Raw genomic sequence first — 16,939 nt, 5'->3', positions numbered from 1 at the left:
AGATTCCTTGAAGAAAGCGGCTGTAGTAGAGAATAAAATAACTAGTTAGGATGAAAATCTACCCAAATTACATTTTTAGCAAATGCTATATTTTCAAAGGGCAGGCTGTGTAAAAGCTCTGCTCTTTTTTTGTCATTTTACTTGAAAAAATTTTATAAAAAAGTTATATTGTTGTTAAGAAGAATAATAGTGAGCAAGTGTTTGGTTGGAGAGCAAGTGGAAAGATGAAATTTGGCATGAGAAAACCAAGTATAAGGAAAAGTATAGCTGCAAGGACAAGCGTCAAAAGGTTTATCAGGCATAATTTGGGTTTGAAAGCTACCGAGGGGATCAAGATAGTAATTTTTTGAAATTAAAGGAATTAAATGTGAGCAGCTAACGTTTTATGCAGTTGATATAAGGATACTCAGATGATTTTTATATTCCTTAAATAGAAGAAGCTAAAGACTCTTATAAGTTAGCGGTGTTGGTCAAAGAATTTGTTATTAAGAAAGTTGAAGTTTAAATCAAAGAAAGAAAAATTATATAATAAGGAGATGATTTTTTAAATGGAAACAAGCAAATTTGAATTCGAACTTCCTAAGGAAATTATTAATTATTTACCAAGTGATAATGAAGAGTTTTTAAAGAAAATTAAGGAACTTATAGTTTACACATTAGTAAAAGAAGAAAGGATTTCATTTGGTAAGGCAGCTGAAATACTTGGAATGAATAAAATAGATTATTTGGCTGACTTAGGTGCCTTAGGCATAAGCTATTTTGACCAAACCATTGAAGAAGTAATTGAAGATAAAAAGAATTTGGATAAGTTGTTGGAGGATCACAAAAGTGATAGTAGTTTCTAACACAACTCCAATTATTGCTTTAGCAAAGATAAATAAGTTGGAGATTTTAGAGTATTTATTTGGAAGAATTATATTTCAGAAGGAGTTTACAAAGAACTTATATCTAATAAAAAGTTCATCTTCGAGATTGAACAGATAACCAAGAGTAGTTTTATAATTACAAAAGAAGTCAAAAATCGATTAGCAGTAGAATTAGTTCAAAAAATGCATGGTTTAAACATAGGTGAAAGTGAATCAATAATATTATTTAAGGAGCTAGGTGGAGACCTTTTAATCATGGATGAAAAGAAAGGTAGGAAAGTGGCATCTTCTCTGGATATAAAACTTACAGGAACATTAGGTATTTTATTGAAGGCAAAACAGGAAGGTATAATCATTGAGTTAAAACCCTTATTAGAAAAGTTAATCGAATCAAATATCAGGATAAGCCATAAGCTATATAAGGAAATTTTGAAAAGTGCTAACGAAGTATTCTAATTTAAATGTTTCAAGAAACTTTTTAAATCAAATGATATGATTAAGAATATGATAGAAAATAATCCGAAAGGTGGTCGATAAAATGAAATTTGGTATAAGAAAACCAAATATAAGGAAAAGCATAGCTGCAAGAACAAGCGTCAAAAGGTTTATCAGGCATAATTTGGGCTTGAAAGCACCAAGAGGATATGGGTGGATGACAAATCCTAAAAAATACATGTACAACAAAATCTACAACAGAACCACTTTTAGCATATTTTCACTTTTGAAAAAGCTGTTTAAATGAGGAGCTGACTAAGATGCCGATGATAAGAAAGCTGATATATTTAGCAACAGCAGCTATTTTTATTTTTTCTTTAATGGTTGGTTGTACAACTGAACAATCTCAATTGGAAAAAACTGAAATTGCAAAAAAGCCAAAATTAAAAGAAAAGGATGGTATTACTTTTCCCACTAATAAATCAGAACAGAGTTACAAGGAAAGTCTGATAAATAGCCATGGCAAAACGATAAGTGAAAGAATAAAAGTACCAGAAGGATATCAAAGAGTTGAAGTTCCAAGAGGATCTTTTGCTGAGTTTTTAAGGAATCTACCTCTCAAACCCCATGGCACAAAGGTAAAGTACTATAATGGTGAAGAAAAACCAAACGACGTATATGTTGCAGTAGTTGATATGGATGTTGGCACAAGAGATTTGCAGCAGTGTGCAGATGCTGTCATAAGGCTTTATTCAGAGTATCTTTATAAGAACAGGCAATATGGCAAAATTCATTTTAACTTCACAAATGGCTTTAGAGCTGATTTTAAAAAGTGGATGCAAGGTTATAGAATAAGAGTTGAAGGCAACAAAGCTTATTGGATAAAAGCTGCTGGATATGATGATAGTTATGAATGTTTTAGAAAATATCTTGACATGGTATTTGCATATGCTGGAACACTGTCACTTTCTCAAGAAATGAAAAGAGTACCACTGAATGATTTGCAAATTGGAGATGTATTTTTAAAAGGAAGCGACCCTGGACATTGCGTTATTGTAGTTGATATGGCCCAAAATCCGAAGACGGGTGAGAAGATATTCTTGCTTGCACAAAGCTATATGCCAGCCCAAGACATTCACATTTTAAAAAACCCGGCAAACGAAGATGGCAATCCATGGTATTCAGTAAGCTTTGGTGATGTTTTAGTAACACCAGAATGGCAGTTTACAAAAGATCAGGTTTATAGGTTTGGGGATTAGAGAGAGGGGGAAAAAAGTTTGAAATTAGCTTTTAATCTGCTTTTAGATTTATGGTATGTATGGGTTTTGCTAATAATAAGCGCAATACTATCACTATTGAGACCGAAGATAAAAGGAGTATTAGGTGAAAAGTCAGTTTCGTTTTTTCTGGCTCGATTAGACCCTAAAAAGTATAAAGTTTTGAATAACCTTTTAATTAAAGTTGGTTCTAAAACAGTTCAGATAGATCATGTTGTTGTTTCGAATTATGGAGTATTTGTTATTGAGACAAAAAATTATCAGGGTTTGATATATGGCAAAGAATATGATGAATACTGGACGCAAGTTATATACAAAAGAAAAGAAAAATTTTACAATCCGATTAGGCAAAACTATGGTCACATCCAAGCGCTTAAAGAAATATTATCAGATTTAGGTGATATAAAATTTATCTCAGTGATAGTTTTTACCACAAAGGCTGATTTAAAAATTGAAACAAAAACAGATGTTGTTTGGACAACTAAACTTATAAAAACGATAAAGAAGTATAATAGAGAATGTTTGACTGATGAACAAAAAGAGAAAATTTTTCAGAGGCTTTGTTCCATGAATGTTAATAGTTACAAGAATATGAGAGAGCATGTGAGAAGTGTTAGAAGCAATAAATTAAAGGTAAACAAATGAAGCGTAAGTTGTTAAAATCAAAATTGAAGAAATTAAAGGTTGAAAATATCTTCAGCAACGGGTATGTCTGTAATACTCCTTATATACCACAAAATAATAACTAAATTCTGCATTGCGAATATAATCGAATTAGCGGAAATTGAGATAAATTTAATTGAGGAGAGATAAGGATGACAGAAGTATCTCCAGATATTTTCATAAAAGGTGAATGGATAAAAATTCACTTAAATGACATAAAAAATAAAGCTGGTGCAAGATATATACCAAAACTGCATATAGAGCTTCCTATTGCTGAAGTATTTGATGGAATTAGTAGAACTCCAAAATTCTACCAAAATATTCGTAGTTATTACGGAGAGTTAGTCAGAGAATATAGAGAGATAACAGTAATATATGAAATTGACAATTTGAAAAATATATCAGCAGAATTCAAAAGGGAGATTAATACAATTCTGACACTTATAGGAAACATAAAAGAATATAATACAGAACAAATACCTTGGAATGAAATAAAGAAAGTAGCTGAAAATGTTGAAAAATTAGTGAGTAGACTAATTGATGAGCTTTGGATATATAAAAAAACTCTTAAAGATAAAAATAGTTCATTACCACTAAGAGAAAAAATAGATTCTGATATACGCTATCTTTTAAGTATTAATAATAAAATTCAATACTTTATTAATCTTGCTACAAGCACAAAAGGGAAACTTTCTAATCATCCTTTCTTATTACTAACTGGCGAAGCAGGAATTGGTAAAACACATTTATTGTGTGATATAGTTGAAAAAAGAATTAATTTTGGTTTACCAGCGATATTGCTCTTTGGTGAATATTTTAATGAGGGAACTGATGTTTGGGAACAAATTATTAGACAACTTAATTTACCTACTAATATAAATACTAAGGAAGTTTTTTTAGGAATACTTAGTAAGGCAGGAGAATGTTCGAGATGTAGAGTGTTACTTGTTATAGACGCTCTGAATGAAGCAAAATCTCCAAATCTATGGAAAAAACACTTAGAAGAAATAATTCATGAAGTAAAAAAATATCCTAATATTGCTTTAGTTATTAGCATCCGGAGTGGATTTGAAGAAGAAGTTTTAACTGAAGAACTAATAAAACAGTTCGTTGAAGTAAAACATCAAGGGTTTGCATTCAAAGAATGGGAAGCAGTGGTTAAATTTTTTAATGAATTTTCTCTTCCACTTCCTGAAGTTCCTTTGCTAACTCCCGAATTTCAGAATCCGTTATTTTTACTTCTATTTTGCAAGGCTTTGGCAAACGAAGGCAGAAAGAAAAAAGGAAAAGAAGTATTAAGGGGGCATGAAGGTTTTACATATATTTTTGAAACATATGTAGATAGCGTAGCAGAAAACATAGAAGATGAGTTTGGAATATCCCATTTAAAGGGGGAAAATCTTTGGGATACAGTTATTGAAAAAATAGCAGAGGTAATGGTAGAACATAGTACAGACAGGATCTGCGAAGAAAAACTGATAGAAATAATCGAAAATGCTCATCCAAATATTGAGGTTGATAAATTAATAAAATCATTAGAAAGAAATTTATTATTAGTAAAAGTCCCAAGATACTCAAAAAAATTTATTAAAAATGATGGTTATGATTATAGATTTCCATATCAAAAGTTTAGTGATCATCTAATTGTTAGGTATTTGCTAAAAAAATGTAGAAAAGAGAGTATGGAACTAGAAGATTTATTAAAGAAAAATACGAATATAATAAAATTATTGAAACGGAATTATGGATTAATTGAAGCTTTATCTATTCAGTACCCTGAATGGTATAAAGGAAAAGAATTTTTTGAAGTTGCTTCTTTTATTAAAGATTCACCATATATATATGAAGCTTTTATAGAAAGTCTTATATGGAGAAGACCAGAAGTATTTTCTGAAATAACTATTAGAAAAATTTCTAATTTTTTCAAAGAAAAAGTGTTAGTATCTGTTTTAGAAAAAAATAAAACTAATGATGATTATTTTCTTTATCCTCACGATATATATAAATTGTTAGAAGCAATTTTAAGCGTTACTTCAGTTCCTAAACATCCATTAAATGCAGATTTCTTGCATAAGCACTTAATGGAATACTCAATGCCTGAAAGAGATGCTTGGTGGTCAACATTTTTACACTTTCAGCATGGAGATAAAGGTGCAGTAGAAAGAATCATAGAATGGTCATTATCAGATTATGACAAATCGAACATAAAAGATGAGTTTATCCTTTTACTTTCTACTGCTTTAGCGTGGTTTTTGACCACATCAAACAGATTTATTCGCGATAAATCAACAAAAGCTTTAGTTTCGCTCATTCAACATAGACTTCATTTGCTACCTGTGCTTTTAGAGAAATTTAAAGAAGTTGACGATATGTATATAAAAGAAAGGCTCTTTGCTGTTGCTTACGCGTGTACTTTAAGGAATCAAGATGATTTGGAAAATATTAAAAGATTAGCTAACTGGGTTTATGAGAATGTTTTCAAAAATAATAAACCTCCAATTCATATACTACTTCGTGATTATGCACGTGGAATAATTGAGGTTGCTTTAAGAAAAGGAGTAATCCTTGAAATTGACGAAAGCAAAGTTAATCCACCTTATGAAAGTGATTGGTCTGAAAATATACCTACTGAAGAGGAACTAAAAAAGAAATATTGTCCTGCAAGCTATGCCGATGGTAACACAATAGAGAATGGTTTTTTAGATATTTGGTTTTCTGTTATGGATTGGGGGGATTTTGCGAGGTATATAATTGGGACAAATCTGGGTTATTTTCCTTGGAGTAGGAGAAAAATTAATTCAGTTGAACCGAATAGAAAAAAGTTATTTGAAGATTTTAAAAAACAATTAACGGATTATCAGAGGAATTTGTTAGAGAAAGCCACAAATCCATTTTATGGAGTTAAAATAGAAGACTTTTTAAACCACCTAAAATATCTTGAAATTAAGAATAGAAAGATTGAGGGCAGAGAAAAAGAAAGAACAGAAGCATGGCAAGAATTTAAAAATTCTCTATCTGAAATTCAAAAAGATTACTTTGAGAAAGAAATAGAACCTTTTCTTGATGAGAGTGGAAGAATTAATGACCCTTTAGAAAATTTTGATTTAAGTTTTGTTCAAAGATGGATATTTAATCGTGTTGTGCAGTTGGGTTACGATCCACAAATACATGGTAAATTTGACAGAATGATAAATAGCAGATTCAATGTAGGACGTGACAGTCATAAACCGGAGAGAATAGGCAAAAAATATCAATGGATTGCTTACCATGAATTTATGGCATTAGTTTCTGACCATTTTGAATTTAAAGGAGATAATTTAGATGATGAACCAAAGTCGTATAAAGGACCTTGGAATCCCCACGTCAGGGATATTGACCCTACTTTGCTTGTTAAAAATGATGAGCATTTGAGAGAGTCTTTATCTCTAAAAAATTGGTTATTAACATATGGAAAATATGATGCATGGAAAGAAATGGAAGAAAATATAATCTGGTTAAAAATGGAAAACGACTTGCCGGATCCGACAAATATTATTGAAATTGTTGATGACAGTGTACAGAATTGGTTAATGTTAGAGGGATTTATAAAGTGGGAAGAAGAAACCCCACCTGAATATAAGAAATATGAAATACCTATTAGAGAACTTTGGTATATGATAAAAAGCTATATTGTTAGAAAAAAAGACCTTGCAAAGATACTGGAGTGGACTAAAAAGCAAAATTTTTGGGGAAGATGGATGCCGGAATCTCATGCATTTAATGAGATATTTTTAGGTGAATTTCCTAACTCTTTAGCTTTTGAAGATTTGAGAGGTGATTATAATATCTGGACAAATGAAGGAAATAAAGGAAGTTTGCCTGTTCCGGTAGTTGTTACCGATGATGTTTATTTAAATGAATTTATTTATGACTGTTCCTATGAGGAAGCAATTTCTATAGAACTTCCATGTAAATGGCTTGTTGATAAATTACAAATAAGACATAAATATCTTGATGGAAGATGGTTTAATGAAAATGGTGAAGTAGTTATTTTACCGACGGCAATATTTGATAGACAATATCCAATTTCAGCGCTACTTATTAGAAAAGAGTTTTTAATTGAATTTATTGAAAAAAGTGAATATGCTATTTTTTGGACATTAATTGGCGAAAAGAATTTAATTGGAGGAGGATTAAACCATTGGGATTATAAAGGACATATGGTAATAAACGGTGTTTACACAATAGATAGAAGCCAGATTGTAGGAAATTTTACTGCAAAGTTTGAAAAATAAATTAGTTACTATCCTATACTTATCTATACATCCAGAGATTAGCCCTCGGTGTTAATCGTTTATACAGGTTAATTTTATTTTTTTCCATATAGGAGTTTATATAAATCACAATATTTGCAAGAGATTTAGCAAGGAAAAATCATATTTTGAAACCAGGAGTGAATGCGAAAAGTTGAACTTTGGCAGGCAGTTTTGGTATAATCTCTTTAAATGTAGGATTGGTTGCGCAGAGTTTGCTTCTATGAGAAAGTAAAAAACAGGTATGTTTTATATTTTCCCTTTAATATCGAAATTTAGAAAGTGATCTGTTAATTACAACGGAGGAGATCTATTCTACAGCAGTAAGTTTTCTAAGGAGAATACAAACAAAAATTATTTTATAAAAACAAAGTTCAAGACATTTTCAAAAATGAAATAAAAAATATAAAGAAAATAAAAGAACTGATGATCTATGCATTAGTAAAAAAAGAAATATTTTCTTTGGTAAAGTTGCTAAAATACTTGGTATGAATAAAATAGGTATTTGACCTGATTTGAATGCCTTAGGGATAAATTATTTTGATAAAAAATAAAATTTCCTAGAGGTAACCCCCCATGAAACACCTATTCGAACTTTGTAAACCCAGGGATGATGTATTTACCACAAGAAGCTCAGAAGATGTGCAAGAAATTTCAGAACTTCTTTCTGACAAGATCAACCCAGAAAGGTTTTTTGAACAAACTTACATAACAAATGGTATGAAAAGACTATTTGATGTTGCTTTTAAAAGGTTTAAAAGTATTGACGATGAACAAGGCATGATTGTTTTGAGGCAAGCAATGGGTGACGGCAAGACCCATAACATGATTGCCTTGGGGCTTTTGGCAAAATAACCAGAGCTGATAAGTGAGGTCTAGTGTAGTAATATTCCATTAAACTTTCACATCTTTAAGAGATGTAATATAAATAGGAAATTTACACTTTTATAACTTCGTTTTAAACTGTAGTATTCGGAGAAATTATTATTACCCAAAGTCAACTATATGCTAAAACCATCATCAGGAGTGATAAATTTGGAAGACAAAAGAAAATACACAGCCACGCTTACAAGTGATGCATTTTTGTATTATGAGCTCAAGCGAGTGTTAAAACTTAAAGTTCAAGGCATCTCAGATGAACAAATTCGCAAAAAAGTTATGGAAGAGAATCTGTTTCAGTACAAGTCAAAAAGAAGCCTTAGAAGACTACTTTCATCTGTAATGAGAAGAGTGAAGGTTTTAGATGATTATTTGATTAATATGGTCGTGAATGATCCAATGGAAACAGGAAAGCTTGTCAACTTGTATGCAATAATGAAAACAAGCAGACTTTTTTACGAGTTTATGAACGAGGTGGTAAGAGAGAAATTTGAGTATAATGACATGGTTTTAGAAAAAAAAGATGTAAATTTATTCTTCAGACATAAAGCAGAACAAAGCGAAATTGTTGCTAAATGGACTGATAATACAATTTCTAAACTTAAGCAAGTTATTCTGAAAATCTTAACTGATGCCGGAGTTCTTGAAAGTCCCAAAACAGGAAAACTCAATAAAATAATTATGCCAGTGGAGCTTAAGAGTCATTTAATTGAAATTGGCGATATTGACTATGTCATAGCCATGGGTGAGAAAATTTAGGGGGTGTTAGATTGACAAACATTTTGGAAAGGCTTGAGATTTTGAAAGACAAAATTATGTCAGATAAATTTGTTGAGGGATTTGGATTGGGTAATGAGCTAAGCTACTACATATTTGATTACGACCCAAAAGATGAGCTGCTTGTCAGGAAGGTTGTTAAATATATTGTTAAAGAAGCTAACAGCCATTCGAAAAAAGTGATAGAAGTAGATTTGTTTAAAATATTTATTGAGATTTTAAAGGAGGAAGATATTTTTGATGCTGTGTTAGAGATGGAGAAGAAGGAGTGCAAAGAAGCTCTTCTAAATGCTATAACAACTTATATAAATCCCAGAAGATTTGCACAAAAGATAGTGAGTTATTCAACAAACTATGATATAATATTTTTAACAGGTATTGGGAAAATATATCCTTTTATGAGAGCTCATAATGTATTGAATAGCTTGCAAGAATTTTTAAATAAAAAACCTGTTGTTTTATTTTATCCAGGTAAATACAAAGATCAAAGCCTTGTTTTATTCAATAAATTTAAAGATGACAATTATTACAGAGCTTTTCCTGCAGTATATTGATGGTTTTTTGGAGGGGAAAAAAGTGCAATTAAAAGATATGTTTTTAAAAGATATTAGGCGTGAAATTACAGGTGTAATCAAAGTTGGGCAGACAGATGAAGAAATAATAAAACAGGAATTAGAGGAATATGTTGTAACAAGAGAAATACGAGAAAGACTATATATTTTTTATAATAACTATGCTAAAAGCATTGATGGTACAACTGATAAAATTGGTGTTTGGATATCAGGCTTTTTTGGCAGTGGTAAATCACATCTTTTGAAGATACTTTCATATCTTTTAAGTAACAAACAAGTAAAAGGTAAAAAAGCAATAGATTACTTTGAAGACAAAATTGAAGACCCACTTCTTTTTGCAGAGATGAAGAGAATAGCTAATGTAAAGACTGAGACAATACTCTTCAACATTGAATCGAAAAACCCTATTAACAATAAGAATAAAGAAGATGCTATCTTGAGGATATTTGTTAATGTATTTAACGAGCACAGAAATCTGTGTTCGGAAATTCCAGGTGTTGCAGCAATGGAATCTCAGTTAATTAAAGAAAACTTATATGAGAAGTTTAAAGAAGAATTTTTAAAATTGAGAGGAAAACCTTGGGAAGATAGGCGAAATGCTATTTATTTTGATAAAGAATATGTAGCAAAGGCTTTAGCAAATGTGTTTGACATATCAATAGATGATGCAAGAGAGTACATAAACAATAAGGTCTTGAATTATGAAATTACAATTGAGAAATTTGCAAAAGAAGTAAAAGAATATGTGGACAGCAAGGGTGACAATTTTCATTTAATATTCCTTGTAGATGAAATTGGTCAATATATTGGTGATAATACATCTTTAATGCTAAATCTTCAAACTGTAGTTGAAGACTTAGGCAGATATTGCATGGGGAAGGTATGGGTAATAGTTACATCACAAGAGGAAATAGACAGGTATACAAAAGTTCAAGGAAATGATTTTTCGAAGATTCAAGGAAGATTTGATACAAGGCTCAGCTTATCCTCAATTTCTGTGGATGAAGTCATAAAAAAGCGCTTGCTTGAAAAAAACGAGAATGCAAAACTTCTTTTAAGAGTGTTGTATGAAGAGAAAAGTGTGATTCTTAAAAACTTGATAACATTCAAAGAAGCAAAAAGCGACCTTTTAGGCTATGAAGACGAAAATGAGTTTGTTGATGTTTATCCATTTATTCCCTATCAATTCAAGATATTGCAAAGGGTATTTGACGAAGTTAGAAAACACGGTAATTCTGGAAAGCATTTGTCCAGAGGCGAACGTTCTATGATATCTGCTTTTAGAGAGGCGGCAATAAAATTTGCTGATAAAGAAGAAGGAGTATTAATACCATTCTGGGCATTTTATGATACAATAGAAGAGTTTTTAAGCCCTGCAATATCAGGTGTTATAAGAAGAGCTATGGATAATCCTGCTTTAAAGGATGACCCTATTAATATTCAGTTGTTAAAGGTTCTTTTCTTGATAAAGTATCTTGACGATGAAATACCGTCTAATTTGGAAAATATAACAACTTTAATGGTAAGCAGTATTGATGAAGACAAACTTAGTTTAAAAGAACATATAAGAGAAGCCTTGAATAAACTTGAATCAGAAAATTTAATTCAAAAAAATGGTGATAGATATATTTTCCTCACAGATGATGAACAAGACGTTAACAGGGAAATAAAAGCAGAAGAAGTGGACGAGGATTTGCTCAAGAAAGAACTGTCCAGTTATATTTTTGAAGACATTTATGATGACAATAAATATAGATACTCTAATATATATCAGTTTCCGTTCAACAAGAAAATGGATGAAAAAGAAAGGGGTTCTCAGCAATACAGCATAGGAATTAACATATTGTCGCCTCTTTCAAGCAATTATTATAAGGACGACACAGAATTGCGTATGATGTCCCAAGATAGTAAAGAGGTTCTTGTAAAGTTGGGTGGTAACAGCGAATACATAGATGAGTTGACAGAGGCATTAAAAATAGAATCCTATATTAAAAAGAAAAATATAAATTTATTGCCAGAGAATATACAAGAAATAATAACCTCAAAACAAAGAGAGGCGAATGTAAGAAGGAAAAGGACCCAGGAATTGTTGAGAGATGCAATTATGCAAGGGACATTTTATATTTTGGGGCAAAAAGTAGATTTAAGAGGAAGTTCACCAAAAGAAAAGATAAATGCAGCCTTTGAGATACTTGTAAATAATGTTTACAACAAATTAGGTTATATCCAAAAGAATATAAGAGACGAAAACGAGATTTTAGAAATACTTACAGGTGACTCACAGCAGCTTGCTTTTAGCTCCTCAAATACAAACGACAATGAACTTGCTGAAAAAGAAGTGCTTGATTTCATAGATATGCAAGACCTATACCATCAGCAGCTTACAATGAAAGGTTTATTGAATCAGTTTACCAGTGCACCTTATGGATGGACAAATTATGATATTGCTGGCATTGTGGCAAAACTATTTAGGAAACAGGAAATCAAATTGAGAATAAATGGTGAGTATTTGGATTTAAGCGACCCTGCAAAAATTGTAAAGAGCTTAACAAGGCAATCTGAAGTTGAGAAATTGGTTATAAACAGAAGGAGAAAGATTGATGCTGATGTCATAAAAAGAGTAAAGAATATTTGCCTTGAATTGTTTGGAAGTATAGACTTACCTGATGATGAAGATAAATTAGTTGAACGTATAAAGGATATGTTTGATAAAGAAATAAAGAAGATAAATTCATATATGGAAAAGTATAAAGTAAACTCTAAGTATCCAGGTAAAAGCGTGTTTGAACAGGGATTGAAGATGCTCAATGAGTTTTTGATTGAGAAGGATAATCTGACTTTGTTCAACAAGTTGATAGATAAAAAAAATGAGCTTCTACAGTGGAAGGATGAAGTTGAAAAGCCTATTTTCTTCTTTGATAAACAGGTTGAGATTTTTGACAAGGGATTACAAATATATAACAAATGTGAGAAAAACGTGATTTATTTAACTCAAGAAATAAAAGAACAAATGGATGAATTAAAAGAGATTTTAGATAGTCCTTCTCCATATAAAGAAATTAAAGCCATACCGACTATAGTTCAGAAGATAGAAAATGCTTTTAATGAGATTGTAAGAACACAAAAGGAATCTGTAAAAAGGCAAATAAGAGAAGATTTTGACACTATTTTGACAAAAGCTAATCAGTATGGTCTTTTTGAAGTTTCTAAAAAGATAAATGATTTTTATAACAACTTATTATCTATAATTGAAAAAAGCATAGATTTGGAACAAATCTATGCTGTATTGGGGCAAAGCAGTGCAAAGAAAAAGGATTTTGAAAATGAAATAGAATCCGAATACTTTAAGCAAAACCAAAAGATTGATAGTGATTCAACTCCAGTTTCAACTGAGGTTTCTGTTTTTAACGTTGATAAAACAACCCAAACTATAAAAATTAAAGTGTCAAATTTAACAGGTAAAAAAATTGTAAAGTCAAAAGAGGATATAGAAAGTTTTATTAATGAGCTGAAAAATAAGTTAATTGAAATGTTAAATAACCATGAAGCAATAGAAATAGAGTAAATAAAGTATAATTGATTTGACTTATTTATGCAGCTGGGTGAGGGGTGCATATGTTGAACAAAAATGTATTAAAAAAATTTGCCATTGAAAGCAGAAGAGAATTGATTGAAAAGATTAAATTAAAGGCGTTTCAATATGGCATTGAAGAAGGCAAAATCAAAAAGTCAGATATTGAAAGCAGTGATTCAGTAGTCGTTAACGGAAGACCACTTAGTAAAATTGAGAAAGAACAAAGAAAAAAACTGATTGATAGGATAATAGAATTTAATAAGCAAGGCGAAGACGGATACAAAAGAATTATAGAGGAAGTTGCATATACTTGGTTTAACAGGTTCATTGCTTTGAGATTTATGGAAGTCAACAATTATTTACCTATAAAAATGAGAGCATTGTCCTCATCGAATCCAGAAAGCGTTGAACCCGACTTGATAAAAGAGGCGTTAAGAGTTGACCTTCCTGTTGATAAGCAAAAAGTGTATGAGATGAAGATGAACAATGATTTAGATGGGCTTTTTAAATACATGATAATACTCTTATGCAACAGCTTAAACAAATCTCTTCCATTCTTATTTGAAAAAATAGGAGATTATACTGAGCTTTTGTTTCCAGATGGACTTTTAAATGAGGGCGCTTTTGTGAGAAGATTAACTGATGTAAATGTAATTCCTGAAGAAGATTGGAAGAATGTGGAGATAATTGGTTGGATGTATCAATTTTATATTGTAGAAGAAAAGGATAGAGTTTTTGCACAAAAAACAAAACATAGAAAAGATGAAATTCCATTTGTTACTCAACTTTTTACACCAGATTGGATAGTAAGATACATGGTGCAAAACTCTTTGGGAAGATACTGGATAGAATCTCATCCTGAGCATAGTGATTTAAAAAACGAATGGGAGTTTTATCTTGAAAATCCAAACAAAGAGCCAGATTTTGAAAAAAAGTTAGCCCCATTTATAAACAGAGATTTGAATGTAGAGGATATAAAGTGTTTTGACCCTGCTTGTGGCTCAGGGCATATATTGGTTTATATGTTTGACGTTTTGTATAGAATATATGAAAAATGTGGTTATTTTAAAAGCGAAATACCAAAATTAGTAATAGAGAAAAATCTTTACGGTCTTGATATAGATGATAGAGCATATCAGCTTGCATGTTTTTCTGTGATTATGAAGGGAATGGAATACAATAATAAACTTCTTAGTATTATTGAAAAAGAAGGAATTGAGCTAAATATTGCTTCTATCCAAGAGACTAATAGTTTAACTAATGATGATATAGTTTATATAGCAGGGGAGTCATCAGGCGAAAATTATGAGAAAACAAAGGAATTTATTGAAAAGTTTAGAGATGCAAAAATATATGGTTCGCTTATAAGGATAGATGAATTTGATGAGGAATTTTTTAACAAAAGATTAGTACATATAATGAACAATCCGCCAAAAGACTTGTTTGAAAACCAACGTAGAGATAAAGTAATTGAATTACTACCACGGCTTATAAAGCAGGCAAGTATAATGAAACAAAAGTATGATGTTTTGGTAACTAATCCACCCTATATTGGGTCAAAAAATATGAATGAAAAACTTAGTGAATATCTTAAAGAAAAATTTAAGGATTCAAAATCTGATACATGTACGGCATTTATGGAATTAGACGACTATTATTTAAAAGATAATGGCTTTTTGGCAATGATAAATCAAAATTCTTGGATGTTTTTATCAAGCTTTGAAAATCTAAGGAAAAAGATAATAAATAATAGAGTTATTTATTCTATGCTTCATTTAGGTCCTAGAGCATTTGAGGAAATAGGTGGAGAAGTTGTTCAAACAACAGCCTTTGTTATTAGAAAAAACAAAATTGATTATCCTGGAGTATATATAAGATTGGTTGACTTTGACAATTCTGAGCTAAAGAAAGAAAAGACATTAGAAGCTATTAAAAATCCAAATTTGTCATATAGATATACTGCATATAGCAAAAAGTTTGAAAAGATTCCTGGAATGCCAATTGCGTATTGGGTAAGTGATAAAATAAGAGAGATATTTGAAAAAGAAATGTCCTTAGGTAATATTGCTGAACCGAGACAGGGTTTAGTAACTGGTGATAATGAAAGGTTTTTAAGGTTATGGTTTGAAGTTGATATTAATGGAATTGGATTTGGATATAGTAGCAGAGAAGAAGTACAGAAAAGTGGCCTAAAATGGTTTCCATATAACAAAGGTGGAGAATATAGAAAGTGGTATGGTAATAATGAATATGTTGTGAATTGGTATAATGATGGGGAAGAGATAAGAAATTTTTTTGATGAATACGGCAAATTAAGATCGAGACCCCAGAATATGGAATATTATTTTAGAGAAGGTATTACTTGGTCAAGAATAAGTTCTGCAAAATTTGGAGTAAGATATTCACCCGGAGGTTTTATATTTTCAGATGCTGGATGTAATTTATTTACAACTGATTTAAATAGATTTTACTTATTGAGTTTATTATCTTCTAAAATTGCATATCATTTTTACTTGATTTTAAATCCGACATTAACTTTCCAGGTAGGTGACATAGCTAAATTGCCAATAATTATTGATAACAAATATGAAGATGTTATTGTTCAGTTATCGCAACAAAATATAGAAATCTCCAAAACCGATTGGGACTCATTTGAATCATCATGGGATTTTAAAAGGCATCCTCTATTAATTCATAAAAATGGTGCCAAAACAATAAAAGAGGCTTTTGAAAATTGGGCAAAGTTTGCTGAAAAACAGTTTTACAAGTTAAAAGAGAATGAAGAAGAACTAAATAGAATTTTCATTGAAATATATGGACTTCAAGATGAATTAACTCCTGAGGTTGATGAAAAAGATGTCACTGTCAGAAAAGCAGATGAAGAGAGGGATATAAAATCGTTCATATCCTATGCAGTGGGCTGTATGTTTGGAAGATATTCATTGGACCAAGATGGTCTTGTTTATGCAGGTGGAGAGTTTGATTACTCAAAATATAAGACATTTAAACCTGTTGAAGACAATATCATTCCAGTCCTTGATGATGTTTATTTCGAAAATGATATAGTATCAAGGTTTGTAGAGTTTGTAAAAGTTACATTTGGAGAAGAGACATTATCTGAAAACTTGGATTATATAGCTGATGTTTTGGGGAGAAAAAATGGAGAAACAGCAAAAGATACCATAAGAAGATATTTTCTTAACGATTTTTACAAAGACCATGTTCAGATGTATAAAAAAAGACCAATTTATTGGCTATTTACATCTGGGGATCAGAAAGTTTTCAATTGTTTGATATACATGCATAGGTATGACAAAACTCTACTATCCAGAATAAGAGTCAATTATTTGCATGAGTTTCAAGACAAATTAGATATCCAGAAGAAATTGCTCATAGATATTATGAGAGACGATAGTTATAGCAAAAAGGAAAAGAAAGAAGCAGAAAAGAAGCTTAAAAACCTTGAAAAGAAAATAAATGAGCTCAAAAAATATGATGAGATATTGCATCATAAGGCTGATATGCAAATAGAAATAGATTTAGATGATGGTGTTACTGCCAATTACGAAAAGTTCAATGATCTGTTAGCACCAATTAAGTGACA

The 16,939-nt window shown here is 30.8% G+C and carries 12 protein-coding genes and 1 pseudogene; all 13 read left to right on the top strand.

Going from position 1 to position 16,939, the window contains the following annotated elements; translation table 11 throughout:
- Window positions 1-224 precede the first annotated feature (224 nt).
- The 13 genes and pseudogenes from PGC14_RS10015 to pglX all read left to right on the top strand — a co-directional run bounded on the left by PGC14_RS10015 (window position 225) and on the right by pglX (window position 16,937).
- A complete protein-coding gene (locus PGC14_RS10015) occupies window positions 225-350 on the top strand; it encodes a hypothetical protein (protein WP_271628821.1) in 126 nt (41 codons plus the stop codon).
- A 198-nt stretch (window positions 351-548) separates the two neighbouring features.
- On the top strand, window positions 549-845 hold the full coding sequence (locus tag PGC14_RS10010; RefSeq protein WP_011916199.1) for a UPF0175 family protein: 297 nt from the start codon (window positions 549-551) through the stop codon (window positions 843-845).
- Window positions 829-984 (top strand): hypothetical protein, encoded by a 156-nt coding sequence (locus tag PGC14_RS10005; protein WP_237738191.1) that lies wholly within the window; start codon window positions 829-831, stop codon window positions 982-984. The genes PGC14_RS10010 and PGC14_RS10005 overlap by 17 nt, the downstream gene beginning before the upstream one ends.
- Before the next feature lie 137 nt (window positions 985-1,121).
- A complete protein-coding gene (locus tag PGC14_RS10000; protein WP_271628820.1) occupies window positions 1,122-1,322 on the top strand; it encodes a DUF3368 domain-containing protein in 201 nt (66 codons plus the stop codon).
- An 82-nt stretch (window positions 1,323-1,404) separates the two neighbouring features.
- On the top strand, window positions 1,405-1,608 hold the full coding sequence (locus tag PGC14_RS09995) for a hypothetical protein (RefSeq protein WP_011916201.1): 204 nt from the start codon (window positions 1,405-1,407) through the stop codon (window positions 1,606-1,608).
- A 13-nt stretch (window positions 1,609-1,621) separates the two neighbouring features.
- Complete coding sequence (locus PGC14_RS09990) at window positions 1,622-2,560, top strand: DUF4846 domain-containing protein (protein ID WP_271628819.1); 939 nt, start codon at window positions 1,622-1,624, stop codon at window positions 2,558-2,560.
- Between the two features lie 18 nt (window positions 2,561-2,578).
- Entirely contained in the window at window positions 2,579-3,223 is a 645-nt protein-coding gene (locus tag PGC14_RS09985; RefSeq protein ID WP_271628818.1) for a nuclease-related domain-containing protein, read from the top strand.
- 170 nt (window positions 3,224-3,393) lie between these two features.
- A complete protein-coding gene (gene avs2 / locus PGC14_RS09980; protein WP_271628817.1) occupies window positions 3,394-7,515 on the top strand; it encodes an AVAST type 2 anti-phage system protein Avs2 in 4,122 nt (1,373 codons plus the stop codon).
- Between the two features lie 594 nt (window positions 7,516-8,109).
- Window positions 8,110-8,385 (top strand): annotated as a pseudogene (locus PGC14_RS09975) (hypothetical protein); the annotation flags it as partial.
- Window positions 8,386-8,568: 183 nt separating this feature from the next.
- Window positions 8,569-9,171, top strand: a complete 603-nt coding sequence (locus PGC14_RS09970; RefSeq protein ID WP_271628815.1) for a DUF1819 family protein — start codon at window positions 8,569-8,571, stop codon at window positions 9,169-9,171.
- 11 nt (window positions 9,172-9,182) lie between these two features.
- Window positions 9,183-9,743, top strand: a complete 561-nt coding sequence (locus PGC14_RS09965; RefSeq protein WP_271628814.1) for a DUF1788 domain-containing protein — start codon at window positions 9,183-9,185, stop codon at window positions 9,741-9,743.
- Between the two features lie 22 nt (window positions 9,744-9,765).
- Window positions 9,766-13,326 carry a BREX system P-loop protein BrxC gene (gene brxC, locus PGC14_RS09960; RefSeq protein ID WP_271628813.1) on the top strand — a complete coding sequence of 1,187 codons (3,561 nt, stop codon included), beginning with the start codon at window positions 9,766-9,768 and terminating at the stop codon, window positions 13,324-13,326.
- Window positions 13,327-13,376: 50 nt separating this feature from the next.
- Window positions 13,377-16,937, top strand: a complete 3,561-nt coding sequence (gene pglX / locus PGC14_RS09955) for a BREX-1 system adenine-specific DNA-methyltransferase PglX (protein WP_307742490.1) — start codon at window positions 13,377-13,379, stop codon at window positions 16,935-16,937.
- The last annotated feature ends 2 nt before the right edge of the window (window positions 16,938-16,939 follow it).

This window comes from Caldicellulosiruptor sp. DIB 104C (assembly GCF_028198085.1).
Classification (GTDB): Bacteria; Bacillota; Thermoanaerobacteria; order Caldicellulosiruptorales; family Caldicellulosiruptoraceae; genus Caldicellulosiruptor; species Caldicellulosiruptor saccharolyticus.
Note: the sequence above shows the minus strand (reverse complement) of the source record. Positions and strands in the feature narration are given on the sequence as shown.

What these genes read in the sequence shown, in the direction of transcription:
- avs2 (WP_271628817.1), top strand. Translation starts at nt 3,394, where the DNA reads ATGACAGAAGTATCTCCAGATATTTTCATAAAAGGTGAATGGATAAAA.
- PGC14_RS10015 (WP_271628821.1), top strand. Translation starts at nt 225, where the DNA reads ATGAAATTTGGCATGAGAAAACCAAGTATAAGGAAAAGTATAGCTGCA.
- PGC14_RS10000 (WP_271628820.1), top strand. Translation starts at nt 1,122, where the DNA reads ATGGATGAAAAGAAAGGTAGGAAAGTGGCATCTTCTCTGGATATAAAA.
- PGC14_RS10010 (WP_011916199.1), top strand. Translation starts at nt 549, where the DNA reads ATGGAAACAAGCAAATTTGAATTCGAACTTCCTAAGGAAATTATTAAT.
- PGC14_RS09990 (WP_271628819.1), top strand. Translation starts at nt 1,622, where the DNA reads ATGCCGATGATAAGAAAGCTGATATATTTAGCAACAGCAGCTATTTTT.
- PGC14_RS09995 (WP_011916201.1), top strand. Translation starts at nt 1,405, where the DNA reads ATGAAATTTGGTATAAGAAAACCAAATATAAGGAAAAGCATAGCTGCA.
- pglX (WP_307742490.1), top strand. Translation starts at nt 13,377, where the DNA reads ATGTTGAACAAAAATGTATTAAAAAAATTTGCCATTGAAAGCAGAAGA.